This is a genomic window from Sphingobium yanoikuyae, from assembly GCF_034424525.1.
Lineage (GTDB): Bacteria > Pseudomonadota > Alphaproteobacteria > Sphingomonadales > Sphingomonadaceae > Sphingobium > Sphingobium yanoikuyae.
The window spans coordinates 1005165-1030649 of record NZ_CP139979.1; the positions used below are offsets into that span (position 1 = coordinate 1005165).

The window sequence follows — 25485 nt, forward strand, 5'->3', positions numbered from 1 at the left end:
AACAGAATGAGAAAACGACCCGGAAAAGACGCTGGGCAGGAAGCCGGATTTACACTCCTCGAGCTTCTTGTCGTTCTGGCGATCCTAGGCCTCCTAGCGGCGATCGTCGGCCCGCAGGTCATCAAGTATCTCGACAGTTCCAAGTCCAAGACCGCACAGGTCCAGGCGAAGAACGTCGTCGCAGCGCTCAATCTCTTCAAACTCGACGCCTCGCGCTATCCAACCGAACAAGAGGGCCTTGAAGCGCTGGTGAAGGCTCCGCAGAATCTTCCGAGCTGGAACGGGCCTTATCTCCCCGAGCAGTCTGCCATCACCGATCCGTGGGGACGCCCCTATTTGCTGCGTATTCCCGGCGAGCATGGCGAGGTCGATGTCTACAGCCTCGGCTCCGACGGCAAACCTGGCGGCACCGGGGAGGCCAAGGATGTGGGCAGTTGGTGATACGAGGGCTCGCTCTCACCCCGACGCAGGGTTCACGCTTCTTGAGGCGCTGGTCGTTCTGGCGATCCTTGGACTTGCCGCAGGAATCGCGTTTCCAGCAGTAGGGGCCGCCTTGCGCTACCAGGAGTTTCTCGATGGGGCGACCCGCTTCGAGACAGCGCTCCGCAGCGCGCGAGCGGACGCGATGCGTCGCGGCATCACCGTTCGTTTTGCAATATCTTCTGACCAGCGGGATTTTGCTGCTGGTGCAGTCGTGGATCGTCTGCCTGCACGGTTACGCGGAACCCCTCGCGCCGGCGGCGTCACCTTCTACCCCGATGGGTCTGCGAGCGGTGGCGAAGTTGCGGTTGCCGATGGCGTCAGACTTCGGCGCTGGAGAGTACGTCCCACCACCGGCCTCATCGAGCGCATATCATGAAGGTGGCGCCCTCTGAAGCCGGTTTCAGCCTGGTCGAGACGCTGGTCTCCCTCGCTGTCATCGCCGGCATGTCCGCCATGCTGTTCGATTCGGTTTCCACGCATGCGCTTGCAGGCAACCGAACCGCCCAGAAACGCGAGGCCGTTCTGCTTGCTCGTTCCCTCCTCGCACATGCCAGTATCGCCTCTGGACCAGGCGAGCTGCCCGAAAGCGGACACCAGGGTGATCTTGCATGGCGTTACACCCACCACACTGTGCGCAGCGAAGCCCGTGATAGCGCGGCTGCCCTTCAGCAGGTGCGGATCGACGTTCTGGACCGCAACACGGGGCGCCAGCTCGTCCGGGTCGAAACTCTGCGATTGGATCAGTGATCAATGGCTGAGTGGCGCTACATTGACGATCATCAATTCGAGCGGGAAGGCGGCTTCACGCTTATCGAACTTCTCGTCAGCCTGGCGCTGATGGGTTTGGCCGCGACTCTCCTGCTGCAGGGCCTAACGACTGCCGGCATCCTCGCCGGGCGAAGCCGCGCGACGATCAACGCTGTCGACGAAGTTGTTGCCGCGCAAAACCTCCTACGCAGCGCCGTCGAACGCCTTCGCCCGATCACCCGGTCGGATTCCGCCATACCAATCGTGGAATTGCGCGGCACGGGCGGCGTGCTGACCTTCGTCGGACCACCGTTCGATCGGGAAGGGGCGGACGCTCTTCAGCGATTTCGCCTCACGCGCACCGCAAATGGGGATCTCGTCCTCTACAGTGCCCACTCACGTAAGATGGGCATCGACAGGAGCGGAACAGACCTCGTGGGCTGGACCCCGAACCGGCTGCTCACCGGTGTGCGCAATCTTTCCATCAGCTATCTTGGGCCCCCCGAACCCGGCGCGCCTCGTGCCTGGCAAGATCGCTGGTGGGACCGCTCGACAACGCCTGAACTCATTCGCGTCCGGGTTGTCTTTGCCGAGACCGATCGCCGTATCTGGCCCGACCTCGTCATCCGTCCCCGATCAACCAGCTACGGCACCTGTCGGAATGATCCGGTGACCGGAAAGTGTGAGGAACGATGAGCTCCAAAAGAATCCTCAATGCAGATATGGCAACCATCGGACGCTGGATCGCGAGCGGCATCCGATGGTGGGTTGCGGAGCTCGAGCAATTGCTCCCTGCAAGGCTTCGCCATGCCCGCTCCGATGGCTTGGGTCACTACCGATTTGCCGATGGCGCCCTGACTCCAGTCGCCAATGGCCAAAAGGGTGCCAGCGATGGTCCTCATCCCGGTGAGCGTGTCGCGGTGATCGTTTCGCGCAGCGAGAGTCTTGCCCGTGTAATCGAACGGCCGGCGCTGAACGATCGGGATTTGCAGCGAATGGCATCGTTCGAGGGTGATGGCTTGTTACCGTTCCCGAGCGGAACCACGATCATCGCCGCACGGAGGGTTGGATCAACGGCAGATCCGGCAAAAATCCGTGTCGAGATCGCCGGCTTGCCGCTCGAAACAGCTCGAAGAATTGCGGAGACGATTGCCGACGCCAAGGTGGTTGCTGTTCGCATTTTCGTTGAGAATAACCGGACGGCTGCGTCGCCTCTCGATTTCGCACCGGCGATGCACGAAGCTGGCCTGATCGCGCGTCCCCGAAGCGCAACGCCTCTGATTTGGGCGGTCGTGGCTTGCTTCGTGGTCATCAATACCGGTCTGTTCATCTGGAAGGATGTCCGCTCTGTCGAGCGACTTGAACAGGTCGTGCAAGAGCAACAGCCAGTCGTCACCGTCGCTAAGACGATCACGCGCAGGACTGGTCAGGACCATACGCTGGTTGCCCGCTCGCTCGCCAAACGACGCGACCATGATGCCATCGGGGGACTAGCGGTCATCAGTGAAGCGATTCCCCAAGGTGCTTGGCTTCAGCGCTATGTCTGGGATGGAACGTCCGTGAAAATCACTGGCTATAAGCCGCCGCGCACTGACATCGCCGGCGAACTGCGCCGGTCCGGCAACTTTGCCGACGTGCGCGCAATGAATGACGAAATCCAGGCGGAAGTGCCCGCCGGAGAGCCGTTCGATATCGGGGCGAGGATCGCCCGCCGATGATGATCCGTCCAACTTCTCCCCGCGAGCGCAGGCTCGTAGCCCTGCTTATCCTCGTATCGCTTATTGCGGTGCTCTGGTTCGCAATCGTTGCGCCAATCGCCGCTGGATTCTCAACGAGGGCACAGCAGCGCGAACAACTGAACCTGAGCTATCTCCACAATCAACGCACGATCGCATCGGTCCCCCGATTGCGCCGTCAAGCCGAAGACGCCCGACGAAACATAGAGGCCTATGTAATCGGCGCGGCAAACGCGGAAGCGGGGCGGGAGCAGCTTAAGGCGCGGGCTCAGCGCATTGTCGAACGGAGCGGCGGCGAAGTGCGCGGGGTCGGTGATGCAGAAGCGGAAGCGGGGTGGGCGCGCGCGAGCATCGCGGCGCGAATGAACCTCCCGCAACTCGTATCAACCCTCGATCAGCTCCAGAACAACCCTCCCTGGCTCATCGTGGAGACCGTTTCAGTCGATGCGAACGACGCTCTCGTCACCGGCCAATCTTCAACAATGGATGTTCAAATTGAAATCGCGATTCCTATCCGCGCTGCCCCCGCTCGATAAGACGGCACGGCTACCACTGCTGTTGTGCGCCTTGCTCGCGGCAGCCGTCGCGATTCAGCTAACAGACGCAGGCGATGTCGAACTGCCTCCCCCGGGCCCAGTCGGCCGCGGGGGATCCTCCCGCTCATCCAATGCAACGCCCGAACGTGCGGTAGGCGGTCAGGCAATCGTTGCTCGTTCAGTCTTCGCGCCCTCCGCAAGTGCGGCGTCCGGCGGCGCAAGCCAGATCGGCGATCGCAAGATCGTCGGCTCCATCCGGATCGGGCGCGCGACTTATGCCGTCGTTCAAGGCGGTGACGGCCGAACGACAAGCATCGCTGTGGGGGGGCGGATTGGTGATTGGCGTCTGCGCGCCGTGCGCGAGGGCGCGGTGCTGCTCGAACGCGGTGAAGAAAGGATCATTGTCCCATTCGGCGCGGGAGCCCCCCTGCCGGCGAATGCGGCTGCGAATGGGAGTCAAAGATGAACATCAAGCCAAATTTGCTTGCCGGGATCGCCCTGGTAACGCTCTCGCTCGGAGGTTGCGCCGCGACTCAGGCTCCGGTGCCGCTCCAAATGCCCACGCCACCCGCCATCGTCGCCGAGGCGGAACGGGCGGCGCCCCAAGTGCGCTCCACGATTGTTGACGGCGAAGGACCGATCCCTCAGCAAGGCTCCGCAGCGGCACCACGCCCTATCCGCGGCGGCAATGTGAGCCTCAATCTGCCTCAGGCGGACGTCCGCGCTGTCGCTTCGTCCGTGCAGCAAGTGACGGGCATCCCGATCGAGGTCGACGCCACCGTCAATGGGCAGGTCTCACTGGTGACGCCGGGATCTGTGGCGCGCTCGGAGATCATCGGTCTGTTTGAGACGGCCTTGCGATCCGCCCAACTCGCCCTGGTCCCAATAGGCAATGGCTTTTCGGTGCGAACGGAGACTGCGGCTAAGGCACCTGTCGCTCCCGATGCCATTGGCTTTGGAACGGAAGTAATCACGTTGCAGTTCATCAACGCCGAGGAAGTCCGCAAGGTCATCGACAGTGCGATCCCCGGTGTGGTGGCGGACATCGACCCCGCAGGCAACAGGATCACGATCGCTGGTACGACCGGCCAGCGCAGCAGCGCGCGGGATATGCTGAAGCAGTTCGACGTCAACTGGCTGCGGAACATGAGCTTTGGGCTCTATGTTCCGGAACGCACCGACGCCCGCCTTATCGTTCCCGAACTCGACAAACTCATCAACGCCGAAAATGCCCCCACCCGCGGCTTGGTCCGACTCATCACGATGGAACGGATCAACGGGATCCTCGCGGTCAGCGCCAACGGTCAATATCTGGAGGATGTCCGTCGCTGGGTCGAAATCCTCGATCGCGAGGGCGAAAATGCGGAGAAGCGCATTTTCGTGTACCGCGTTCTTCACGGCCGTGCCCGCGATCTCGCCCGGACACTCAACCAGGCGTACGGCAACAGCAGCGGCGGGGAGGGGGATCAATCCGACCCATTCGGGAGCAGCGATGAAGGCCGGACCCGTTCTGCAAGCGGTTCCTCACAGACACCGCGTCCTGCAGGAACTGAAGGATCCGCCGGTGGCGCCTCCACTTCGCGGGAAAGCGCGCGCGAGGGCGACAACCGCTCTGGTTCTTCTGGCGGCAGCGGCGGCAAGATCACGGCCGACGAAGTCAACAACGCGATCGTCGTGCATGGGACGCCCCGCGAATACGCCTTGATAGAGGATGCCCTCCGCAAACTCGACATTGCGCCGTTACAAGTCATGATCGAGGCCGCGATCACAGAAGTTACGCTGACCGATACCCTGCGCTACGGTGTTCAGTGGAACTGGGCGACGGGAGATAGCAATTTTCGCGTCACCGACGGGACATCGATGCCCACCGGCTCAAATCAGGCAGGCTTCAGCTATTTCCTCGCCGGCGGAAGCATCAGCGCCGCGCTTAACGCGCTCGAACAGCGCACCAATGTCCGCGTCGTTTCAGCACCCAAGCTTGTCACGCTCAACAACCAGACCGCCGCGCTGCAAGTCGGCGACCAGGTCCCGGTATCGACAGGCAGCGCTGTCAGCGTCGAAAACCCCAATGCGCCTATCGTCAACGCGATCGAATATCGCGACACCGGTGTGATCCTTCGCGTCACGCCGCGCGTCAATGCAGGAAACACGGTCCTGCTCGACGTTTCGCAGGAAGTGAGCGACGTCAACCCCAACAGCGCTGCTGCCAACAGCAGCTCCGGTGCAGCGTCGCCCACGATCTCCACGCGCCGCATCTCAACCTCCGTCGCCGTTTTGGACGGACAGGTCATCGCGCTCGGCGGCCTCTTTCGGGATTCTCAAACGATCGGGAAAAATGGCATTCCGATCCTTTCCCGAATTCCCGTGCTCGGAGGTCTTTTCGGAAATCATGACAATCGTCAAAACCGCACCGAACTCATCGTTCTCCTGAAGCCTCAGGTCATTCGAACTCCGGACGATGGCCGCGCCGTCACCGAGGAACTGCGAGGAAAACTGCGGACGCTCGAGCCGTTTCGGACGCATGGCACCATCCCGTGAAGCAGGGTGAGGAAGGATATGCGCTGGTCGCGGCCGTCGCCAGCATCGCTGTGTTCGCGGCAATGGCCCTGACAATTCTCTCCGCGACACGGATGGGGATCGACGACGTCGCGGCCGAGCATGATCAACTCCAGGCGGGGGCGGCTGCTGACGCTGGGGTCGCGCGCACCCTAAGCAATCTCCTCGCTACCGATGCGACCCAGCGCTGGCCGATCGATGGCCGGGAACAGCGCTTCTCCTTCAGGGACGCCCGCATCCGCGTCAAAATCGAGGATGAACGCGGAAAGGTTCCGATCGGACAGTTGGATGAAGCCATGGCGACCCGCCTCCTTGAAGAAGTCGGACTCCAGGGCGATCGCCTATTGATTGCACGGGATTCGCTTCTCGACTGGACCGATGGCGATGAAGAGGTGCGGCCATTCGGCGCCGAGAGCGTCTATTATGAGCGTGCGGGGATTCGCCCGGCCAACGGCTTCCTCGCGTCGATCGAGGAATTGGGTAGCATTAGGGGATTTGACACGCAGCTCGTCGAGCGTATCCGCCCGATCGCCACTGCCTATACCGCGCGCGCAGCCTTCGATACGAAATTCGCCGATCCGCGCGCCCTTGCGGTTATGGAAAAGGGAGGTCAGGTCGGGAGTCCAGTCGCCATCGACCGGGCACGAGAACGGGATGGACAACGGACTGCGCTCGCCTTTTCCGACGCCACGGACGTTGCTGGCCGACCGCTCACGATCATTGTCGAGGCCAAGCTACCGAACGGCGCCCGGGCCGTGCGCCGTGTCGTCGTGGAAATCACTGGCAGAAAAGACCGCCCCTATCTTGTCAGGGCGTCAAACTGAGTGAAACGGCATTATTGCCGCCGACTGATCAGGGGCCTTTTGCAAGCAGATAGGCGCGCGAGATCTGATCACGGCGCATTGGGCGCGCCAAACGCCTTGCGTGCTGCCTTCATCGATAGGAACAAGCGCGTCGTCGATTGACCAAGCGGTTCAAACCCATAGCGGCCGTAAAAGGCGCTGGCGTTGTCATCGATAGGATCAACAACCATCATGCGCCCGGCGGCCTCGATCGCGCAGAGACGCGCCATCGCATCGACCAATAGAACTTCGCCCAGCCTCTTGCCTTTCATCGAAACGTCCCGGGCGAGCCGTCCGATCAGAAAGGCAGGAATCCGATCGTAACTGGGTAGCCCTTTCTTCTGACGAGATGATAACTCACTTTCCAGCACGGCATGCGCTGAGATGGTGTAGTAGCCGAGAACTTTGGTAGAGCCCGGTTCGACCGCCACAAAACAGGCGGCAATGTCGCTGCGCTCGTTCTGGCCTGCGAATTTCTGCAGATAGTGGGTGAGCGAGGGCTGCTCGCAGGTGAACATGCTTCGATCATGGTCTCCAGATAACCGCTCAATCTGGATTCTGATCTCGTTGCTCACACATGACCTGTGATCGCACGGTGACGGGCCACCGCCGCGGCCAGCGCGGAATTGGGTTCCCGCTCGCCATCGATTGCGCGCATCACCTCGGCGAACTCATCTCGGTTGAGGCGTGTCACCTCGGCATCGTCCATGGCGCGCTGCGCGGCATCCTGAACCGCTGCAGTGACGAAGGCTGCTACCGTCTGTCCACGTAGGGCGGCTGCCTGGCTCACACGGTTATGCAATGAAGGTGGCACCCGCACTTCAAGCCGTTCCGAGCGGCGCTCCTGAGAATTGGTGACCACAGCGATACTCCTTCGGCATTTATGTACGGCAATATACCGACAAATGCAACGCCGATGTGCTGTTGACACCCGACTGCATCGCCGTTGGAGGATATCGGGGGGCATCGGAAGGTGTAGCCATTTTTATGGACTACCGTAGTGGCCCTGAATGCCGACATAGCTGCAAAAGCTCATTTCTCGCAAAACGACCGCTCAGCTACAGATTTAAGGCTCACGGCCCGCCAATGCATCCGGGCCGAGTCCCCATGGGGCGAAAACGGCGGGTTCTGCCTTTGGCGTTTGAGAATTCGGAGACGAGTTGCGCGAGGACATCGTGGTAAGGGGCGCGTCCACGAGGTTGACGCGGCCATATGGGGCAGGTTTTCCTGGCGTATGATAGAAGATGTGAGCCCCAATCTGGGTTACACGGGTGAGCGTCGGCGCCCAATAGGGGCTGACATAGTTGGCGTGATAGTGTGTCGCGCCGGGCGCACGCGCAGGTATGCGATTTGCCAGCGCGTCCTCGGCGACCAGTCTGGCTTCGGCCATGACGCGTTCAGGCAATCTGCGCCTTAGCGAGCCGTCACACGTAAAGCTGAACTGGCATCCGGTGCGGCGGGTCGATCCTTCAAAGACAACGTCGCAAACGGTTCCTTGGAATGATCCGCTTCTCAGGCGATTCAGCACCACCTCTGCGACCGCTTGCTTCCCTTCCAGACTCTCGTAGCCCGCTTCGTAGGCTACAGCGAGAGTAAGACACTCCGATGCTCGGGAATAGTCCTCCATCGATGGCGGAATCTGAAGTTGGGCATGAATCGGGTTACTGCTTACAAGTGCAGCCCCTCCGGCAATGGCACCAATGATAGTTCTGATCGACTGTGCGCTGGTGCTTGAGCTTCGTTGCCAACATCCAACATTTCGTGACCTTGCATTGGCGATCCGGATGGTCTTACAGATCACGGCATGTCCATCCTTCGTAGTAATTATACATAATAATTAATGAGTTATTATAAATTCACATTAAAAAGCGAATCAATGATTCACAATTTTTGGTTTTATCTTTCGATAATGCCAATTGTACAGATATGATTCAAATACAAATCTATATATTGATGAATTTATATTTATGATGTCATGGATATGAAAAGATTTAACGATATTGACCTTGAGTAATGTTCCACGGAATTGCGGATCAAGCGACGACAAAACGATGAAATTTGCACAATCCTGGCATAAAATTATCTCCATTCCGGCTGCGAACAGCGGCCGCTTCCGTCATAACTGACCTTGGGAGCAAGAAAATGATCCTTAAACTGGGCGCAATCGCAGCCGTGTCCGCTCTCGGGCTATCCGTTTATGCATTCCAGTCAGCGCCGGAAGTCGGGTCTGGTGCGGCGTCAGCCGTCGTCCCGGCTACAATCCCGACGGGTGTCGACGCCAAAGCGTCCAAGATGATCCCGGCGCGATTGCTCGATTGCAGCCTCGGCAGGATTTCAAATTTCGATACCCAGCGAGAGCAGGATCCATCGGAATACACCTATTCCAGCCGCCACAAGTTCAGCCTGTTCCTGCCCGAAACGCCGGTCCGCACCGCACCGCCACCCGAAGCGACCGCGCCACCGGAGCCAGTTGATCCTCAGACCAGGATCGTTGCAGATCCCGATGGTATTGCGCGCGACGCAGAAGCTCATGCCTTTGATCGCGTCGTCGATTTCTGGCCGCAGCGCGTAGAAATGACCAAGCCAATCAGTGAGGTCGCGGTGAAACTGGTCGTCATCGACGGCATTGCTCCAAACCAATCCACTGCAACCATGTTTCTCACCAGCGCCAACGACGCCGTCACCTTCGACCTCAAGAACCTCTACTATGGCCAATGCGGCGTAAAGCTCGGCAATCAGGCTCAGGCTGCGGCCTCCGCAGCGCTATAGGCCAAAGAGAACACGAGCTGCCCTTCACTCGCGGTAGAAGTTGCTGCGCCAAAATTTGCACTTTGATAACGTGCCGGGCATGCCCCGGCAGGATGCCCTTTCAGGCGAATGGCATGGCGGCAGCCGGCCTCGTGGGGGCTAGGGAAGAGGGGCCGCCCTTCTGGTGGGAAGGAGCCCATGCTTGCAGGTTTCCCGCACATCCGCCTCTTCCATAGCGCGGCAGGAGTATCATTCAATAAACTGATATTGAACGACAAATATTAATTTTCATCCTGCGCTTGCCAGTTCTCGGCGCCGAAGTGTCTCTCATAATAGAAGCATGTGCGGATCGAAATTTCCACGTACTGTGCCCGCTGAAGCTGGAAAATGAGGCCCGGCTAACCAGGCCTCGGGGCATGGATTTGGAGATCGGTCGCCCATTGCATCTACAGGAGATGACGATGGACGAGACAGGCATTGACCTTGATGTGCTTTCGGTTTCCAATGTCGGGGCGGCGCTTCCCAGCAGCGCTGCGCGCCTCGCGCCTTGGCAGGTCAAACTTGCCAAGAAGGGCATGGCGGAACAAATCGCCACCGGAATGCGGATCGCAGACATCGCGGTGCACCTCGACCTTTCCGTGACGCATTTTTCAAAAGCCTTTCGCAACTCCGTCGGTGTTGCGCCCTATCGTTGGTTCTTGAACGCCAAGATTGCCCATGCTCTCCATTTGCTTGCAGAAACCCGCTGGTCCCTGGCCGAGATTGCCAACGCATGCGGCTTTTCCTCTCAAGGCCATTTCTCCAAATCCTTTTCGGACATTACCGGGATCAGCCCAACTCAATGGCGCCGTCGGCACCGCGAAGCTTCCCTACAGCCGCGTGCCGGCCAGACGGTCAAGGTCATCCATGAGATGTGATGCTATGCCGTTCATCGTTCCCTGGATTTTACGCCGGGGGTACTTCCTCCGAGGTTGATACTGGGGCAGCGATAGCTCATGGCGGCAGATAATGAGCCTGGTCGCGCATGGCTTGCTGGCTGCGAGGCAGTGGATCGGCCCCTGCTGTATCAGTTGACCATATACCGGTCCCAGAGCGCGCCAACTTCATGCGCCATCGGATCGATGCGATCGCTCAGTCCTTCAGGCGAGCACATGCCGAAATTCCTTTTGCCAGAATGGGCGTGTCAACGTGTCTACTGAATAGAGGCTGGCGCACGCGTTGCTCGGAATCGTCGTGACGATCGCTGCTGGCAAGGAGGGGCGCTCGCGTATCGAGGCTGATTGAGTTGCCGAATTCCCGTCCATCCTTTTTTTACAGGAGATGCTGATGGTTCATGGCGCTTTGCCGGCAGGCAAGAGTAGTTTGAGCGATGATGCTGACCGCCAGCCGGTAGATCAAGTGCTGAACAAGATGATTCACACCCGCCGAAACCACAAGGGGATGAAACTGGCCCCGTGGCAACTGAAACGAGCGCAGGAGTTGATGTTCGACCAAATGACCGGTGTTCTTGAGGTAGCGCAAATCGCCCAGGGGCTGGGAATGTCGACGGCGTACTTTACGAAAGCGTTCAAGAACACTGTCGGTATTCCGCCCTATGGCTGGCACTTGCGCCAGCGTATCACACGCTCTGCGTCCCTACTGCATGACCAGAAGCTTACGTTGAGCGAGATTGCCGCAGAATGCGGCTTTTCGGATCAGAGCCATTACACGAAGGCATTCCGGCGCCTGACCGGCATTACCCCGGGAAGATGGCGCAAGAAACTGAGGGCGGGACCTGTCTGTGTGGAAGACCTGATCAAACCGAACTAACTGGAAGTTTTAATGAGGCTTTTGCTGGCGACGCCTTCTGGTCAAGATGTCCGGCTGTTGGCCGATCGCTCGGTCGAGCGCCAATTGCAGATGACCTGTCGCCTCATCATCTCGCACACTATCGAGAAGACTAAGGGCCTCGATCATCAGCGCAATGGCCTGCTGCCGTGTTTGGGTGACAACCTCGGATTGCATATGAGGTTGAAGGATCTGCTTTTTCTGGGCGAATTGCTTCATATCTGCGTCGAGTTCGCGCAGGCGGCGTTCCACGATGAGATCAATGGCCATCGGCGAAAGCCCGGCTCCGGGGACGGCGCTTTTAATGCCAGGCGCGCCTGTCGATTCTGCACAATCGGCGACGCTGTGCCCATCGGTCGCCAGCAAAGTCAGGGCGTTCTCGAGATGCGGCATCGCGATCGATGGTCCCGAGTTCAATTCCCGCAAAAGCACGATCGCGTCGTTTATGGACTCAGCGGCAATGGCGCAGAGGAATTCGTCATTCTCCTCGTTGTCCTCAGCCGACGTGCCAGATTCGGGTGACTTCTCCATGATCGATCCTGCGTGACCTTACGAAAACAAGTTCGTGCATCTCAATTGGGCAGCCGGAAGCACGTTCCGAAAATGGAAGTGCTATAGCCCCGCGAAACCGGGCATTGGAAACCTGAGACTCAGATCAGGCGCGAACGCCTTTAGGCCGGGGCCTTGGACATACGCGTCCGCTGCCCGGTAGCCAAAGCTGGCCGGCTCTGAGTCATTGAGGAGGTTTCCACGCCTCCGCTCGCGTCTCCACGAGCAGCAAGGTCGGTAAGCAAAACCTCGAGTAATTGCAAGAAGACGGTGTCTCACAATTGTCTCAAGGGGATACATCGGCATCCCCGACCGTGTCGCTGTGGCATGCGGAGCTCAAGCGCGCTGCTTACATCCCCCACCTCCACTCCGATTGCGATGCAGCAATCCCCTAGGAGAATCCCTAGTGCAGGGTGTCTAGTTTCCTGGTGTGTCACGCCGATGACTTGGAGCGATGACGGCCAACCAGGCACGCAGAAGGTCGCACGCGCTGCCGCTCCCGCTAGGCCGAAAGCAACAATAAGCGCCCGAAATCTCGAAATTAATGCCTCTTCAGAAGTGCTGGCCAAAATTCAGATCAAGTCCGGAAGAATGCGGGAACCCACAACTGAAATGGCGACCGGAATCTGCTTAACCGTTCGCAGTTAGGCGCGCGCCTGTCGCCGCCGGATTTGAACGGTCGAGCAGGGGGACGGCGTGCGAGAAGCCACGCGGCAGATCGATTATTCCTGGCGAGGACGCCAGACGTCACGCCGATCGTCGCTGATTCCAAGCGTGAACGGCCAGCGCTTCGTCGATCGTGTCGTAAAAGGACAGCCTGTTGTTGGCGAGGACCGCTCCGCGCTGGCAATAAGCGCGCAACGTTTCCGGCGCATGAGAGACCATGATGAGTGTCCCTTCTCGGCCGCGGCTTGCCAACGCTTCCTGCGATCTCTGGCGAAAGCGCTCGTCGCCCACGGCCGTAACCTCGTCGACGAGATAGCAGTCGAAGCGGATCGCGAGGCTGATCGCAAAAGCGAGCCGTGCCTGCATGCCGGACGAATATGTTCGCACAGGTTGATGCAGATAAGCCCCCAGCTGGGCAAAATCTTCGACATAGGCAAGCAGCGGTGCCGCCGGACGGCGATAGATGCGCGCGATAAAGCGCGCATTGTCAGCCCCCGTAAGGCTGGACTGGAAAGCGCTGGAATAGCCGATGGGCCACGATACGCTCATCCTGCGAGTGATTCTACCCGATGTGGGATACTCGACGCCCGCGAACAATCGCAGAAGCGTCGACTTTCCGGCTCCGTTGGCGCCGCACACACCAATCGATTCGCCCCGCTGAATCACGAAGCTGGCGTCGTGAAGAACCGTCTTGCGCAAATTGCGCGCGTGATAGGTCATGCCGACATTCGAGAAACGGATCATGTCACAGGCCCCATACAGAATAAGCGACGCTTCCATGCCCGATCTCTGATCATCTTGCAAGCATTGTCATTTCTGTATGTAGTATATGAAAAGTATAGAGTTACCGGAGAGGTGAATTGACTCAATCTCTCAGTAATATGGAGCGAATATCTCGCCTGTATGATCCGACTTATGTTTACCGTGTTGAAGATCTTAATGGAGGCGTGCCTGTCCAGGTTTGCATCGAAGGTCGGATGCTCAAGGACGGAGAGGGGACAGGCGTCACCAATTACGCCCGGACGCTGAACCAATGCTTGCACGAGGCGGGCGCTGAACCTTTGATCCTGGGTGATGGCGATAGCAATCGGCCACGTTCGCGCGCACTCCGGTGGCTCGCGGCAGCTCGGCGAGCGCCAAGAATGGCGCAAGCGCCCGACAACGCGCCCAATGTTCCAGCCGTTCCGGACCTTTTCCGCGAGGCTCAGGTTTTCTTCAATATACATGGCCGAACTTTGCCTGTGGCCTTCAAAAACCCACCGGTTGTGATGCATTGGACCTATCCAGTTCCTCTCCATGTCATCGGCGCGCGCAACCTCTATACAATTCATGATCTTATACCGCTCACGCATCCGGATTTGACGCCCATCCCGCAGGGGCGCCATGCGCGTATTCTCGATGCGATCCTTGAACGCGCCGATCTGCTCGTCACAGTGACGGAGGCGATGCGCTCCGAGATAGTCGAACAACTAGGCGTCTCATCCGATCGCGTCGTTAGCACGTGGCAAGCGGTCGATGCGCCGCTCCAGGCTGATCCGCCCTTGCCAAAAGGCATCAAAAGCGGACGCTATTTCCTTTTCTGTGGTAGGGTCGAGAGCCGAAAGAATTTGATAGCCCTTGCCGAGGCTCACGCCCTCAGCAAGTCATCGCTGCCTCTGTTGGTTGTCGGGCCTCGTGTTCCCGGCGAAGAAGCGCTTGAGGAGGCACTGAGGTCACATCCGACGGTTCGCCGGCTTGACTACCTGCCACGCCCTGACTTGCTTGGTTTGATCCGTCGGGCCCGGGCGCTGCTTTTCCCTACGCTCGCGGAGGGTTTTGGCCTTCCGATCGCAGAAGCAATGACATTGGGCTGCCCGGTCTTGACCAACTCGCGGGGAGCAACGGCCGAAGTCGCGGGCGGTGCAGCTCTGCTGGTAGAACCCGACCGAATACCCGCAATTTCAGCGGCGATAGTCAGGCTCGATCAGGACGACGCCCTATGCGCGCGCCTTCGGACGGAAGGCTTCGCACGCGCGCGCAACTTTACACCGGAGCGCTACGCGCGAAGGCTGCGGGCTCTATATGCGCGTGCCCTCGCGCAAAACGAAGAAGGCACATTAGTGTCATGAGCCTGCCGCCAGACCTTCGCATCGGAATCGATGGCTTCAACTTGGCATTGCCCCAAGGAACTGGTGTTGCAACCTATGCTCGAACGCTGGCCGAAGCCCTCCAGGGCATGGGTCGACGTATCGATCTCGTTTACGGGCTGGATGTCAGCCCCAAAAGTGCGTTGCACCAGCGAGAAACCCTCTTCTTCGCCGCGCTGGCCCAAGGCCGATCGGGCGAAGAACCGCCTGCAAAAATTACACCTTGGGGGCGCGTTCGTCGTCTCGCCATGGGACCTGGGGCACGTGATCTCGTCGAAGTGCCCGTATCGGGCCGGGTCGTGCGCGAAGGCGTCGGCGCTCGCGTTCCAGCTTTTGACCGTCTGTTCACACTCAATCGTCTTTTCTGGATCGGGCGCCGCTATCTGTTACGCTACGGACGATTGTTGCCAGTCCGGATGCCGGAACCACCCGCCATCATGCACTGGACCTACCCTGTACCAGTCCGGCTCGTTGGTGCGCGCAACATCTACACCATTCATGACCTTGTTCCGCTGAGGCTTCCTTACTTGAGCCTGGAGAACAAGGCCTATCATGAGCGGCTGCTGCAGGCCTGCGCAAGCGCCGCAGAACATATCCTGACCGTATCAGATGTGTCGCGTGGCGATATCATGGAGCAACTCGGCTTTGCATCCAACCATGTAACCACCATCCATCAGGCGGTGCCGGACATGCAAACGCCAGCGGGCGAACCTGAGGTCGAGGCGAGGCGCCTGCACGCTCTATTCGATCTCGAACCGCAGGGCTATTTCCTGTTCTACGGAGCCACTGAGCCCAAAAAAAATGTTGGCCGGCTGATCGAAGCCTATTTGGGCTCCGGCATAGATAGGCCGCTCATCATTGCAGGCCCCACCGCATGGCAGTCCGAAGGCGAACTGCGACTGCTTCAAGGCGCCCACGGCAAGACACTATCTCGTGCCAGCCAGATCCGCAGGATCGACTATCTGCCGGCAGATCATCTCGCTTTGCTGTTGCGCGGAGCACGGGGGTTGGTGTTCCCCTCGCTCTACGAGGGCTTTGGCTTGCCAACGATAGAGGCAATGCGCGCCGGGGTCCCGGTGATTGCGGGCGATGCCGGGGCCCTGCCTGAGATCACCGGCGGCGCTGCTCTGCTGGTTGATCCCTATGACGTAAGCGCAATCAGTGCTGCCATGGCGCGGCTGGATACCGACGCCGAATTGCGAGCACGACTTATCGCTGCCGGAAATGAGCGCGCCGAAAACTACGCGCTCGGACCCTATCAGTACGCTCTAAACCAGCTTCATTTGCAGTTGCTGGAAGGCGAGCACCGCACTCCCTTTGCCTTATCCGGAGCTCTGTAATGTCTCCCCGAAATTCCTTCGCCTTCCGGACGGGAATATGCTTGCTGCCCGCTTTGCTGGCTGGCTGCGCGTCGCTCCCAACCAGCGGGCCGACCGGTGTTGAGATCGTACGTGCACAGCGTGATCTCGGAAAATTCGAACTCGTTGAACTCGATGAGGCCGTCGTCGCGGAGTTGGAAGCAGCGCCGTCGAGCGGTCGAGGGCGCCTCTCCGTTCTGGCTCAACCTGGGGATGTCGATAGGATTGGTCCCGGCGACATTCTTCAGATATCGATTTTCGAAGTCGGCGCCGCGCTTTTCGGTGGCAGGGGTGCCACGCTTGATCCTGCCGCTCCGGCAACTGGCTCGGGGGAAACTCTGCCTCCCGTAGTCGTCGGGCGCGACGGCTCAATCACGCTCCCATGGGTCGGCCGCATTCAGGCAGCAGGATCGACCCCGGACGAACTTGGTATGACCCTTACCGGGCGCTACCGTGCAAACTCGGAAAACCCTCAGGTGATGGTCGCAATTCGAGAGAATGTGAACAATACGGTTGTGGTGCAAGGCGACGTGAAGAAGCCCGGACGGTTGCCTCTCACACTTGCGCGTGAACGCGTTCTGGACGCGATCGCTATCGCCGGTGGCCTTGCTAACCCCACTGCGGATTCCCTGGTAAACATCAGCCGTGGCGACCGCAGCGCAGAAGGGCCGCTGAGCGCGATCGAACCAGGATCGATCGACGATCTGCAACTCCTGCCACAAGATCGATTGTCAATCACATTTCGTCCTCGCACGTACACCCTGCTAGGCGCTGCGGGAAAGCCTGCGGAGGTGCCTTTCCAGAACATGCGCGTATCGCTTGCCGAGGCCTTGGGCCGAGGGGCAGGCCCCAATGAGAACCAGGCGGACCCGCGCGCGGTGTTCGTTTTTCGCTATGAGCCAGCTAATCTCGATGGCTCCCCGGCGGAGGGCGCCGTCCCGGTCGCCTATCGCGTGAATATGCGCGATCCAATGGCCTATTTTCTGACTCAGCGCTTCGAGATGCATCCGCGCGACGTGGTCTATGTCGGCAACGCGGGAGCCAACATCCCCACAAAGGCAATGCAAATCCTCAATCTCTTCTTCTCGCCCTTCTATACTGCAAAGGTCGTGACCCAATGAACATGGATCAAGGTGCGATCGAACCCTCGGGAACGCCTTCCCAGAACCTGCGGCGGCCGACACTTCTGGATGTGGCACGGGGCTATAGAATGTTTCTTGGACGGGAGCTTGAAGGCGCGGCCATCGCTGGTTTCCATATCTCGAAATCGCCTGACCTGTGGAACCTGATCGAAACGATTTGGTCATGTCAGGAAGCCCAGAACCGCCGCTTGGTGGCTTCGATGGAAACGGCCCAACGATATCAAGAGTCTGATATCCTCACCCTTGAAACCTCTCACGAACAACTTGATCAACTTTACCAAATCACACTGGAAGCATGGCGTATACGCGGACTTGGGTCTTACAGGGAGGAATTGCGTCGCAATACCGCCAGGTTTTCGGGCAGAAGCGGACGGTGGAACCGCGCCCACACCCTCGAAGCGGGGCGGTCTGAACTGCAGCACTTGACCAAAGCTCTCTCCCGCTTTGGTTGGGAAGCGGTGCAGGGCCTCACCATTACGGCGCTAGGCCCGGAAAGCTTTCGCCTATTGCAGGGAACGGAGGATATCGACGCCAGATTGATCGGCTTCGAGCTGCTTACCACGGACCTGGCAGGCGCCAACCAGACTCAGCTTGAGAGCGGCCATTCCTCAGCGAATTTCCATCCAATTGCCGACTTCCGCGAGCATGCCGATATCGCTGACTTGTTCTACTCGATCGGTGGGCTTCAATATGCGCCGCCGCCGGTTGCAATCGATATCGTGCGGCATGCTGTCAGTTGTCTTAAGCCTGGCGGAATTGCGGTCTTTCAGATTCCGACATTTTTGCATGATTACAGCTTTGACGCTGTCGAATATCTTGCGGGGAAGGGCCAAACACTCACAGGTGAACTGCACGCTGTGCCTCAGCATGCAGTTCTGAACCTGCTTGCAACCGAAGGCATGCAGGTCCTGGAGGTGGTGCCGGATGCAAGCATCGGCATACACGGCCTTTCCTACCTCTATTTTGCGCGCAAAAACTCCGATTTCGACGCAGGGCGAGCATCAGCCTCGGAGACGAGGCGACTGACAAATGAGAAGGATGATCACGTGGAACAGACTTTGACAAATGACGATCTTGAGCACTCTATTCAAAATCGACAGTGGTTTCATCGCATCGATCTTGGCAACGGCGTCATCACGCCGGGCATGGACGACACACCTTTCAAGCTGCCTGCGCTCGTGCTGCCGGATGATCTGTCCGGCAAAACAGTCCTCGATGTTGGCGCATGGGACGGATTCTTTTCCTTCGAGTGCGAGAGGCGTGGCGCGGCTCGCGTGGTCGCTAGTGACTCCTATTGTTGGGATGGCGAGGATATCCAGGATGGCGGCGGTTTCCGCCTGGCTCATGCCGCACTCAACTCCCGGGTTGAGCGTCTGAATGTCAGCGTAGAGCAGCTGGACTCGGCCATCCACGGTACGTTCGACTATGTGCTATTTCTAGGTGTGCTCTATCATGCGCGCGATCCCCTCGGCTATCTCGCAAAGATGCGGTCGTTATGCCGCGAGGTCACGGTTATCGAAACTTGGGTCGATGGACTTGATATCGATCGACCGGCGATGATCTTCTACCCCGGAGGCGCGCTTAACAACGATGCATCGAACTATTTCGGGCCGAACGAATCTGCGGTGATTGCTATGTGCAAGGAAGTCGGCTTCTCAGAAGTCGAGGTTGTAAACCGTCACTATTATCCCAACCGCATGGTTTTCCATGCACGCGTATGAGCGCCAATTCCCGCTTTGATCGAGGTATAAGGAGGGGCGCCTATAGCGTCCCCCTTTTCATTCAGGTCGCACAAATTCGTACACTGTTGCATAGTGTGAATTGACGCATGGGTGCTTCGCGAACCGAAAGCCTGCAGTCTCAAACAAACGTACCAGAAACTCCTCCTGAAAGCCTAGTTCCATCCAACCGCGGGCGTGGGTCACCGCAATATTTTCGCCATCTAAGCGGATGCCCCAAGGGTACGGCATGATATCAGGCGCGTTCGTGACAATGGGCTCGCCCGCGAGCAGAACCTTTCCGCCTGGTTTCAGAAGCTCCGCGAGACGATGGACCAATGACTGAAAATCAAGACAATGGTGGAAGCTCTCGTAAAAGAATACGAGGTCATAGGCGTGCGATTGACCTGCGGGATTATAGCCGAATGTCCCTATATAGGGAGTGAGATCGACCTTGTAGTGTTCCGACGAGGCCGCCACGGCATTGCAATAGTGCGCACTGATATCCACGGTCTCGACGCTAAAGCCTATTCGAGCGAAGGTGAGTGCGATCTGCCCAAATCCAGCACCATATTCCAGAATGCGTGGACGCTGACGGGCCGTGAGGCCGCTAATCTTGAGAATATGTCCCATCGCCATGAGATGGTCGCCGGCGACCATAGCATCATTTGCCGAATAGAGTCCTGGACGTCGTATCGGATCGAGCCTGGCAACCTCAGGCGTTTCCTCATCACGATCAGGTTGATAATCTGATCGCCCAGTAATGGCTCGCCAGAGGGCGAGCTGCTGATCGCGATAAGGGGTCCCGAGAGGATCGAGATCGTGCCGATACCATGCCGGCAGTTGGAAGCGAGCTTCCTTGATCTGCTGGCTCGACCCGGGATTATTGAGCTGGCGCCAAGCTTCACCAGCCTGCTCGATTTCGAAATGGCGGGGCGCTGCACTCATTTCGCACTCCATTTTTGGAGCACATCGGCTGAAACGCTCAAGGTTGCGTTTGGAAACTGGTGGTCATCGAACCAGAAGCGACCTTCACATACGAGCGCCACGCGGGCCTCAAAGCCGCGGGCAACAGCTTCTCGAGGTACTTCTAACCAAAAGGGCAGGGTCGCGTCGGCCTGGAGAGCGCCGCTGCCGAAAGAGAAGCGGGCACTGCGGGGTTGTGTAAGATCGTCACCGGGCGAGATGATTCTTGCACCGACTCGAATTAGGTCTCGCTCGAACCGTTCGATCGAGAATGCCTTTGGCGAGCTATTGCGGAGCGTACCGCGCAAAGCAAAACCTCCCTCTTCGGATGGCGACAGCGCTGGATCGAGTGCTATCTGATGCGCGAACGCTGAAAGCCATGACCGCTGTAGATGATGAGGTTTGGGAAGCGGCCGGCCATGGTCAATCGCCTCGATCATCCTCGAGAGATAATTGGTCTGCGCCAATGCTTGCTCAAGAGCGGAATATGGAATCCCCTCAATCCTATCGAGCCTGATCCCGACTGCGGGCCGCAAACTTCGAGCGAGTGCGATGTCGGTGTCAACCGTGTCCGAAGAACTCGTTATATGGACAGTAAGCGCGGAGGAGGTGAGGTGAGGGGGCGGTGGGGAGGAGGCAATGTCGTAAGCCATTGCGACGGCTGCGGCATCCAATGGTCCGGCACCTGGTGCCGCCGACGGCGCCCATGTTATCACGCGTTCAGCGCGCAAAACGCTGCCGAAAAACAACGCGGCTCTCGCACCTGCACCAATCCCGAAGCAAAAGATGCGATGCCCGTTGCGTACCCGTTCGATGAGCCGGGCGCGCGCAATTGGCAGTTCGGATGAGAGCCATTCGTCAGCGATCAAAAGGCGGTTGCCCAGCGATTGTTCCAGGCTCGAAAAAACGGCCAGCGCCGGACGTCCCAGCGGATCCACATCAGGAAATCCAAGCCACAATGGACTATGTCCGTCTTGCCTATCGATCTGGACAGGTCGTGCCGGCTGACTCCCGGCTTTCATGCTTTTTTGCCGATCAGGATAACGCCATAATGGCCACCATGATTGGTGTGCTGAACCGTCAAGCGGTGGATCCCCGCCTTGTTCAGAATGACCATCACCTGGCCCAGATCGTAATCGTACATTGTCATTCCGCCAACTGGCGGAGTGAATACCAGCGGCCTATAGAACTCTCCATCCCACCGCAGGACCTCAGCGCCATCTTCCTGGGGCCGGCAAATACCCATTTCACGGCCAATCGTGACGTGCAAGGTTATGGCACCTCCGCTGCTCAGCTTCGCCACCAGGTCCGCGATAATCTTAGTGCCCCGGCTGGGATGAATGTGCTGGAACACGATTAGTGAATTGATCCAGTCGACCTCGACGTCCGGCACCTGGTCCGTGTAGATGGTGTTCTGAGAAGCGTTCTTCCGTGCGATCTCCAGCATACCCGGCGCCACGTCGACGCCGTAGACCTTCTCGGCGACCGTTGCCATCATGCGGGTAAGGCGGCCAACCCCGCATCCGAAATCGAGCGCGTTCCTGGGTTTGAATGCACCATATTGTGTTTGAAGTATCTCAAGCTGCCATTGAAGATCCCGGCGACCACTTTCCCAAAAGCGTTCCAAGGCTTCGTCGTTGATGTTGCCGCGTAGATAGGCCGGGTCGGTGAGGACGCCGAAATAAGGCTCCGTGGCCGCAATTTCTGCCCAATCTGAGTCGGTGTCTTTCATGTCATTTTCTCTCGCCAACGATATTGTGCCGTACCCCATGCAGAACAGCGGAGGATTCTGAACAGCACGATGCGATGGGTCGGCGGATATCCGCCGCCATCAAGATAGCTTCATTCGGTCCAGGCATAAAAATCTACCTTCTCGGACTTAAGCTTGTCCGGCAGGCATGCGAGTGCCGTGATGTCTTGCCCGCAGTCGATCGGTGGTTCACTATCAGGGATCGCAACGAAGCTTGAATATCCGAGCTGACGAAGTCCGAGCAGGTAGTCGGAAGGAGCAATGTTCGAATGTTTCGTCAGCAATTTCGGCGCATATGCCGCCAGCAGATGTGGCCGGCATCTCGATAGAGTCTTCGAGGCACCATGAAGAGCTCGGTGGTCGAACCCGTCTAGGTCGATCTTGATAACATCGACGCGCTTGTCGATCGGGATGAGTGAATCGATCGTGCGTGCATAGACAACCATGCTATTGTCACCGGATGTCAGATCGGAGTGCACCACATCGCGAGATGTTGACGCGCTATCTTCGTCGATGAGCGTGAGGAACCCGTCTCCATCGGCTGCTCCAAACGGTAAAGCGTCGACATTATTAGGCGTGTGCGTCAGAATGTTCGCCAAAAGTGAACGCAACGAGCCGGGATGTGGTTCAAGAGCCACGACGCGCCCGGCAGGCCCAACCTTGCGTGCCGCGCGCACGGCAAATTGGCCTGCGCCGGCGCCCACGTCCAGAACGTACATCGCTGGCTGCAGGATGCTGGAAACGACGCCGGTCAGGTGGGGCTTGTAATACCCTGTTGCTCGCATTGTCGCGTCCGCAATCGTCCGCGGTGCGGGAAGATGCAGTTCGATCCCGTTGATTGCCATCAGCAGCGGTCCCGGCGGGGCCGGAGGGCTATAAAGCGCCAGAAATTCGTGGCCGAGCACGAAGCGCTCGACGAGTTGATGGATCGAAATGCCATCCCGGAGCGCATCGAGATGATGCGGTGTTCCGATAGGATCAGGGACCCGGTTCAAGAGAAGCCGATAGCAGTTCCAGACATCGGCCAGTGTCGCAAGGGTTGCTGGGTTAATCTCGCCAGCGTCGTCGGCAACGGTTTCACGCCACATTTTAGTTAGACGAAGCATCCGGTCTTCATCTTCGGACAGGCTCACCAGCCCAGCCTCGCTGACTTTTTCCAGGCTAAGGTCAGGCATGGCGTTGCCCGCTTTGCGCTTCACGATGCCGCCGGTCCGAATCCACTGCAGCTCCGCGGCTCACCTCCAGTTCGCGGTTCATGCCTCGCATGGGGCGACCGCTGCGTTGCCTATCCGCTCACGATTATAGGCCAGATCATCTAGATTCCCGAGCGCTAGCGCCTCCAGGAACTGAGAACGTGCCTTTGCATCATCCGCGTGACATAAATAAAAACCAGCCACACCGACCGAGACAATCCTCGGATCTAGCCCGCCGGTGACCGTGGCCAGATCCAACGTCGCTTCGCCTTCAACAGTGACATTCAGGCATCGATCGAGTGGAACTAAGTCGATCGTAAGCGATACCCATTTGAAAGCACCTGGATCGATGACACCTTGCTCTGTTTTTCCGCCGGTCACCGAGGCTTGCCACTCGCAGCTCCCAGTCGGCAATCCATGCAGCCTCAGGTAGAGGCGGAGAGGGCCTTCGACGTTCTCCGGGATCCCTATGTTTAATGCACCGCCTCGCGCTTTCGTCCAACATCCCCAGTTATCGGGCCCCCACCAACCGGAACCTGATCGGAAGATCTCGGCAGAACGCATGCCCGGCCAAATCCTTGTTTCAAAGTTTCTTACGATCGGATGGTGGGCACCGAGTATTGCGACCGGCGCACAACACACTGCGTTTTCGCCCGGGTGCAGAGCGATAGCCCGTTCGGTGATGGAATTCGCGATGTCTGCGGCAATGTCCCCCCACCTCCGCGGAAGAAAGTCCTTGCGGATCAATGCTTCCTTATCGGTCCGGAAGCTGCCGTCGAAGATCAGCTGCTCCAGCGCTTTTGTGAGGCGCGGGGTAGATCCCGCTTCGAAATAGTGAGCGAAGGCACCGCCCGCTTCCGGAAGAGAAGACGCATCGGAAAGCAGAGGCACCTTCCCCTGGCACAAGGATTCCGTGACCGGCAAGCCCCAACCTTCGTAGTTGCTTGGATAAAGGGTAAAGAGGCAGGCACGATATAAAAGGTCGAGCTCGGCATCCGACAAGCCTGATAACATAACAACCTTGTCACGCAGCCCATCGTGTGAAGCGAGGCGCGCATAGACCGCATCGTTGAGCCAACCTTTGTTACCGACACAAACGAGCTTGGGCACTGATCGCGGCCTGTGACTGCGAAGCAGACTGATCCAAGCATCAAACGCGCCGATATGATTTTTTCGGGATTCTATCGTCGAGACGAACAGAACGAACTCCGACCGCCCTAGGCCCCACTTGGATAATTCTCGATCGGACAGGGATGTAGTGGTCGGTTTGCGAAAGTCGGCATCTAGGCGGACTACGACGATATTTCGTTCATCTACAACATGTTCGAGCAGCGCGGCCACTCGCAAAAGGTCTCGCTTCGTCGCCTCGGAGTTCACCAGGAAGAAATCTGCATGGTCGAACGCACCGAGTGCCCAACTGATAAAGTCCTGTGTTAGCTCCCGTGTGCAATGCTCGCTTGCCATGACCGGGATAAGGTCGTGGACGAAGGGCACATACCGAATGCCATATGCGGTCTTGGCCTGCCGTACATAGAGAAAATAGTTCTGCAACCACCAGGATGTGCCAAGGTTGACAAGGAATGCGCCGCGCGGAAAAGCCATTGCATCAGAAACGGTCATCGCAAGGCGTAGCTTCGTAAGGAAGGCCAGCCATTCGGGTGCTTTGAGATCGCCGCTCGTCAAGCTGAGTCGGCAGCCTAACTGGAACATGGCGGGTGAGATTTCTACCCACTCATCTCGATGTTCGAGGAAAGCGCAAATCTTCACTGTTCGTCGCTCTTGGCGGAGCGCAGCTGAAATCACCTCGATTTGCACGCGCTGGATGCCGGTCGGCAACCGGGCATTGTTAAAATATGAGATGAGATCGGAAATGTCGAAAACGATGGCGGTTGCTGTGTCTTCTCCATTCCCGCTCTCGGTCGCGTCGTCCGTCTGCGGCCTCAGAGTTTCAAGCAATTCTCGCGTGTCTTCGAAGCGAATAGCGTCTTCCTCTGCGCCATTCTCGCGCAGTACCATGGCTAACGTATCAATTGCCGAACGCACCCGGGCAGCGGCGGGCGTGATTGGATCAACGATCTCTAGGATATCGTCTGCTGTGGTCTCGGTGATCGCCATGATGTCCTCTGGGGTGATTTCGATGCCGCAGGCCATGAGCCGGTGAAGCTCGGCCAAGGCATCGCCATTTGTGGGATCGGCACGAGCTGCGGCAAGATAGCTTTGAGCGGCTTTGCTGAGCTGGCCACGAACCTTGTAAAGGTGCCCGAGGTGCAGATGGGGATCGCTGACAGATCCCCGTTTGAGCGCTTCGTTATAGGCGCTTTCAGCTGTAACGAATTCATCGGCCTCGCGCAGCATGTGGCCATATTGCACCCAGACATGAGACAAGGATGGATCCTGATCGAGCGCATCACGGAACAATCCCGCGGCCCTGAGGAAGTCGCGAGCATCGCGAGCACTGTTTGCGGCTTGGAGCACCTTGTGGACGCGCGGTGTCACCGCGACGCCGGCTGATTTTCGATATTTGAGGAGTTGCGTTAGCATG

Annotated in this window: 25 protein-coding genes; 15 read left to right on the forward strand and 10 right to left on the reverse strand. The window is 58.5% G+C overall.

Translation table 11 applies throughout. The annotated features are described in order from the left end of the window. Nucleotides 1–6 precede the first annotated feature (6 nt). The 8 genes from gspG (at nucleotide 7) to U0025_RS04665 (ending at nucleotide 6882) form a co-directional block, all read left to right on the forward strand. Entirely contained in the window at nucleotides 7–441 is a 435-nt protein-coding gene (gene gspG / locus U0025_RS04635; RefSeq protein ID WP_004211603.1) for a type II secretion system major pseudopilin GspG, read from the forward strand. After that, the gene (locus tag U0025_RS26065; RefSeq protein ID WP_037491242.1) at nucleotides 425–859 is read left to right on the forward strand and encodes a GspH/FimT family pseudopilin; all 435 of its coding nucleotides are present in this window, start codon (nucleotides 425–427) and stop codon (nucleotides 857–859) included. Before gspG ends, U0025_RS26065 begins: the two co-directional genes overlap by 17 nt. Continuing rightward, nucleotides 856–1230 carry a type IV pilus modification PilV family protein gene (locus U0025_RS04640; RefSeq protein WP_004211604.1) on the forward strand — a complete coding sequence of 125 codons (375 nt, stop codon included), beginning with the start codon at nucleotides 856–858 and terminating at the stop codon, nucleotides 1228–1230. The genes U0025_RS26065 and U0025_RS04640 overlap by 4 nt, the downstream gene beginning before the upstream one ends. Nucleotides 1231–1233: 3 nt before the next feature. Continuing rightward, a complete protein-coding gene (locus U0025_RS04645; RefSeq protein WP_004211605.1) occupies nucleotides 1234–1926 on the forward strand; it encodes a PulJ/GspJ family protein in 693 nt (230 codons plus the stop codon). Further along, complete coding sequence (locus tag U0025_RS04650) at nucleotides 1923–2948, forward strand: PilN domain-containing protein (protein ID WP_004211606.1); 1026 nt, start codon at nucleotides 1923–1925, stop codon at nucleotides 2946–2948. Before U0025_RS04645 ends, U0025_RS04650 begins: the two co-directional genes overlap by 4 nt. Beyond that, a complete protein-coding gene (gene gspM / locus U0025_RS04655; RefSeq protein WP_004211607.1) occupies nucleotides 2945–3502 on the forward strand; it encodes a type II secretion system protein GspM in 558 nt (185 codons plus the stop codon). Before U0025_RS04650 ends, gspM begins: the two co-directional genes overlap by 4 nt. Nucleotides 3503–3964: 462 nt before the next feature. Further along, the gene (gspD, locus tag U0025_RS04660; protein WP_004211608.1) at nucleotides 3965–6040 is read left to right on the forward strand and encodes a type II secretion system secretin GspD; all 2076 of its coding nucleotides are present in this window, start codon (nucleotides 3965–3967) and stop codon (nucleotides 6038–6040) included. Continuing rightward, on the forward strand, nucleotides 6037–6882 hold the full coding sequence (locus U0025_RS04665) for a type II secretion system minor pseudopilin (RefSeq protein ID WP_004211609.1): 846 nt from the start codon (nucleotides 6037–6039) through the stop codon (nucleotides 6880–6882). Before gspD ends, U0025_RS04665 begins: the two co-directional genes overlap by 4 nt. Before the next feature lie 68 nt (nucleotides 6883–6950). Here the strand turns inward: U0025_RS04665 and U0025_RS04670 are convergent, their stop codons facing one another. The 3 genes from U0025_RS04670 to U0025_RS26070 form a co-directional block, all read right to left on the reverse strand. Continuing rightward, a complete protein-coding gene (locus tag U0025_RS04670; protein WP_080604513.1) occupies nucleotides 6951–7475 on the reverse strand; it encodes a hypothetical protein in 525 nt (174 codons plus the stop codon). Beyond that, nucleotides 7472–7762 carry a type II toxin-antitoxin system TacA family antitoxin gene (locus tag U0025_RS04675; RefSeq protein WP_004211612.1) on the reverse strand — a complete coding sequence of 97 codons (291 nt, stop codon included), beginning with the start codon at nucleotides 7760–7762 and terminating at the stop codon, nucleotides 7472–7474. Before U0025_RS04675 ends, U0025_RS04670 begins: the two co-directional genes overlap by 4 nt. A gap of 204 nt (nucleotides 7763–7966) precedes the next feature. Further along, nucleotides 7967–8527, reverse strand: coding sequence for a cell wall hydrolase (locus U0025_RS26070; RefSeq protein ID WP_080604515.1), 561 nt, complete (start codon nucleotides 8525–8527; stop codon nucleotides 7967–7969). Nucleotides 8528–9042: 515 nt separating this feature from the next. Here U0025_RS26070 and U0025_RS04680 point away from each other — a divergent pair. From U0025_RS04680 to U0025_RS04690, 3 genes are all read left to right on the forward strand, one after another. Further along, nucleotides 9043–9669 carry a hypothetical protein gene (locus U0025_RS04680; protein ID WP_004211616.1) on the forward strand — a complete coding sequence of 209 codons (627 nt, stop codon included), beginning with the start codon at nucleotides 9043–9045 and terminating at the stop codon, nucleotides 9667–9669. Nucleotides 9670–10109: 440 nt separating this feature from the next. Continuing rightward, on the forward strand, nucleotides 10110–10565 hold the full coding sequence (locus U0025_RS04685; RefSeq protein ID WP_004211617.1) for a helix-turn-helix domain-containing protein: 456 nt from the start codon (nucleotides 10110–10112) through the stop codon (nucleotides 10563–10565). Between the two features lie 409 nt (nucleotides 10566–10974). After that, entirely contained in the window at nucleotides 10975–11457 is a 483-nt protein-coding gene (locus U0025_RS04690; RefSeq protein ID WP_004211619.1) for a helix-turn-helix domain-containing protein, read from the forward strand. 9 nt (nucleotides 11458–11466) lie between these two features. Here the strand turns inward: U0025_RS04690 and U0025_RS04695 are convergent, their stop codons facing one another. Together U0025_RS04695 and U0025_RS04700 are read right to left on the reverse strand one after the other, a co-directional pair. Further along, nucleotides 11467–12006 carry a hypothetical protein gene (locus U0025_RS04695; RefSeq protein ID WP_004211621.1) on the reverse strand — a complete coding sequence of 180 codons (540 nt, stop codon included), beginning with the start codon at nucleotides 12004–12006 and terminating at the stop codon, nucleotides 11467–11469. 765 nt (nucleotides 12007–12771) lie between these two features. Next, on the reverse strand, nucleotides 12772–13434 hold the full coding sequence (locus tag U0025_RS04700; RefSeq protein ID WP_037492149.1) for an ABC transporter ATP-binding protein: 663 nt from the start codon (nucleotides 13432–13434) through the stop codon (nucleotides 12772–12774). Nucleotides 13435–13550: 116 nt separating this feature from the next. Between U0025_RS04700 and U0025_RS04705 the strand changes: the two genes are divergently transcribed. From U0025_RS04705 to U0025_RS04720, 4 genes are read left to right on the forward strand one after another with little or no spacing between them, the layout of a single operon-like run. Further along, on the forward strand, nucleotides 13551–14798 hold the full coding sequence (locus tag U0025_RS04705; protein ID WP_004211625.1) for a glycosyltransferase family 4 protein: 1248 nt from the start codon (nucleotides 13551–13553) through the stop codon (nucleotides 14796–14798). Further along, on the forward strand, nucleotides 14795–16156 hold the full coding sequence (locus U0025_RS04710) for a glycosyltransferase family 4 protein (RefSeq protein ID WP_004211627.1): 1362 nt from the start codon (nucleotides 14795–14797) through the stop codon (nucleotides 16154–16156). Before U0025_RS04705 ends, U0025_RS04710 begins: the two co-directional genes overlap by 4 nt. A 41-nt stretch (nucleotides 16157–16197) precedes the next feature. Beyond that, nucleotides 16198–17295: a polysaccharide biosynthesis/export family protein gene (locus U0025_RS04715; protein WP_169331142.1), complete on the forward strand. Its 1098-nt coding sequence runs from the start codon at nucleotides 16198–16200 to the stop codon at nucleotides 17293–17295. Beyond that, nucleotides 17292–19037 carry a methyltransferase domain-containing protein gene (locus U0025_RS04720; RefSeq protein ID WP_004211631.1) on the forward strand — a complete coding sequence of 582 codons (1746 nt, stop codon included), beginning with the start codon at nucleotides 17292–17294 and terminating at the stop codon, nucleotides 19035–19037. Before U0025_RS04715 ends, U0025_RS04720 begins: the two co-directional genes overlap by 4 nt. A 57-nt stretch (nucleotides 19038–19094) precedes the next feature. Here the strand turns inward: U0025_RS04720 and U0025_RS04725 are convergent, their stop codons facing one another. From U0025_RS04725 to U0025_RS04745, 5 genes are all read right to left on the reverse strand, one after another. Beyond that, nucleotides 19095–19982 carry a class I SAM-dependent methyltransferase gene (locus tag U0025_RS04725; protein ID WP_004211632.1) on the reverse strand — a complete coding sequence of 296 codons (888 nt, stop codon included), beginning with the start codon at nucleotides 19980–19982 and terminating at the stop codon, nucleotides 19095–19097. Continuing rightward, nucleotides 19979–21022, reverse strand: coding sequence for a hypothetical protein (locus tag U0025_RS04730; protein WP_004211633.1), 1044 nt, complete (start codon nucleotides 21020–21022; stop codon nucleotides 19979–19981). Before U0025_RS04730 ends, U0025_RS04725 begins: the two co-directional genes overlap by 4 nt. Further along, on the reverse strand, nucleotides 21019–21732 hold the full coding sequence (locus U0025_RS04735; RefSeq protein WP_004211634.1) for a class I SAM-dependent methyltransferase: 714 nt from the start codon (nucleotides 21730–21732) through the stop codon (nucleotides 21019–21021). Before U0025_RS04735 ends, U0025_RS04730 begins: the two co-directional genes overlap by 4 nt. Nucleotides 21733–21842: 110 nt before the next feature. After that, entirely contained in the window at nucleotides 21843–22949 is a 1107-nt protein-coding gene (locus U0025_RS04740) for an FkbM family methyltransferase (protein WP_147373612.1), read from the reverse strand. Nucleotides 22950–23003: 54 nt separating this feature from the next. After that, nucleotides 23004–25484 (reverse strand): glycosyltransferase family 4 protein, encoded by a 2481-nt coding sequence (locus tag U0025_RS04745; protein ID WP_004211636.1) that lies wholly within the window; start codon nucleotides 25482–25484, stop codon nucleotides 23004–23006. Nucleotide 25485: the final 1 nt, after the last annotated feature.

Coding starts and splice junctions, on each gene's coding strand:
- U0025_RS04685 (WP_004211617.1), top strand. CDS start 10,110: ATGGACGAGACAGGCATTGACCTTGATGTGCTTTCGGTTTCCAATGTC.
- gspM (WP_004211607.1), top strand. CDS start 2,945: ATGATGATCCGTCCAACTTCTCCCCGCGAGCGCAGGCTCGTAGCCCTG.
- U0025_RS04650 (WP_004211606.1), top strand. CDS start 1,923: ATGAGCTCCAAAAGAATCCTCAATGCAGATATGGCAACCATCGGACGC.
- U0025_RS04690 (WP_004211619.1), top strand. CDS start 10,975: ATGGTTCATGGCGCTTTGCCGGCAGGCAAGAGTAGTTTGAGCGATGAT.
- U0025_RS04710 (WP_004211627.1), top strand. CDS start 14,795: ATGAGCCTGCCGCCAGACCTTCGCATCGGAATCGATGGCTTCAACTTG.
- gspD (WP_004211608.1), top strand. CDS start 3,965: ATGAACATCAAGCCAAATTTGCTTGCCGGGATCGCCCTGGTAACGCTC.
- U0025_RS04695 (WP_004211621.1), bottom strand. CDS start 12,006: ATGGAGAAGTCACCCGAATCTGGCACGTCGGCTGAGGACAACGAGGAG.
- U0025_RS26065 (WP_037491242.1), top strand. CDS start 425: ATGTGGGCAGTTGGTGATACGAGGGCTCGCTCTCACCCCGACGCAGGG.
- U0025_RS04735 (WP_004211634.1), bottom strand. CDS start 21,732: ATGAAAGACACCGACTCAGATTGGGCAGAAATTGCGGCCACGGAGCCT.
- U0025_RS04725 (WP_004211632.1), bottom strand. CDS start 19,982: ATGAGTGCAGCGCCCCGCCATTTCGAAATCGAGCAGGCTGGTGAAGCT.
- U0025_RS04680 (WP_004211616.1), top strand. CDS start 9,043: ATGATCCTTAAACTGGGCGCAATCGCAGCCGTGTCCGCTCTCGGGCTA.
- U0025_RS04645 (WP_004211605.1), top strand. CDS start 1,234: ATGGCTGAGTGGCGCTACATTGACGATCATCAATTCGAGCGGGAAGGC.
- U0025_RS26070 (WP_080604515.1), bottom strand. CDS start 8,527: ATGGAGGACTATTCCCGAGCATCGGAGTGTCTTACTCTCGCTGTAGCC.
- U0025_RS04700 (WP_037492149.1), bottom strand. CDS start 13,434: ATGATCCGTTTCTCGAATGTCGGCATGACCTATCACGCGCGCAATTTG.
- U0025_RS04640 (WP_004211604.1), top strand. CDS start 856: ATGAAGGTGGCGCCCTCTGAAGCCGGTTTCAGCCTGGTCGAGACGCTG.
- gspG (WP_004211603.1), top strand. CDS start 7: ATGAGAAAACGACCCGGAAAAGACGCTGGGCAGGAAGCCGGATTTACA.
- U0025_RS04720 (WP_004211631.1), top strand. CDS start 17,292: ATGAACATGGATCAAGGTGCGATCGAACCCTCGGGAACGCCTTCCCAG.
- U0025_RS04730 (WP_004211633.1), bottom strand. CDS start 21,022: ATGAAAGCCGGGAGTCAGCCGGCACGACCTGTCCAGATCGATAGGCAA.
- U0025_RS04745 (WP_004211636.1), bottom strand. CDS start 25,484: ATGCTAACGCAACTCCTCAAATATCGAAAATCAGCCGGCGTCGCGGTG.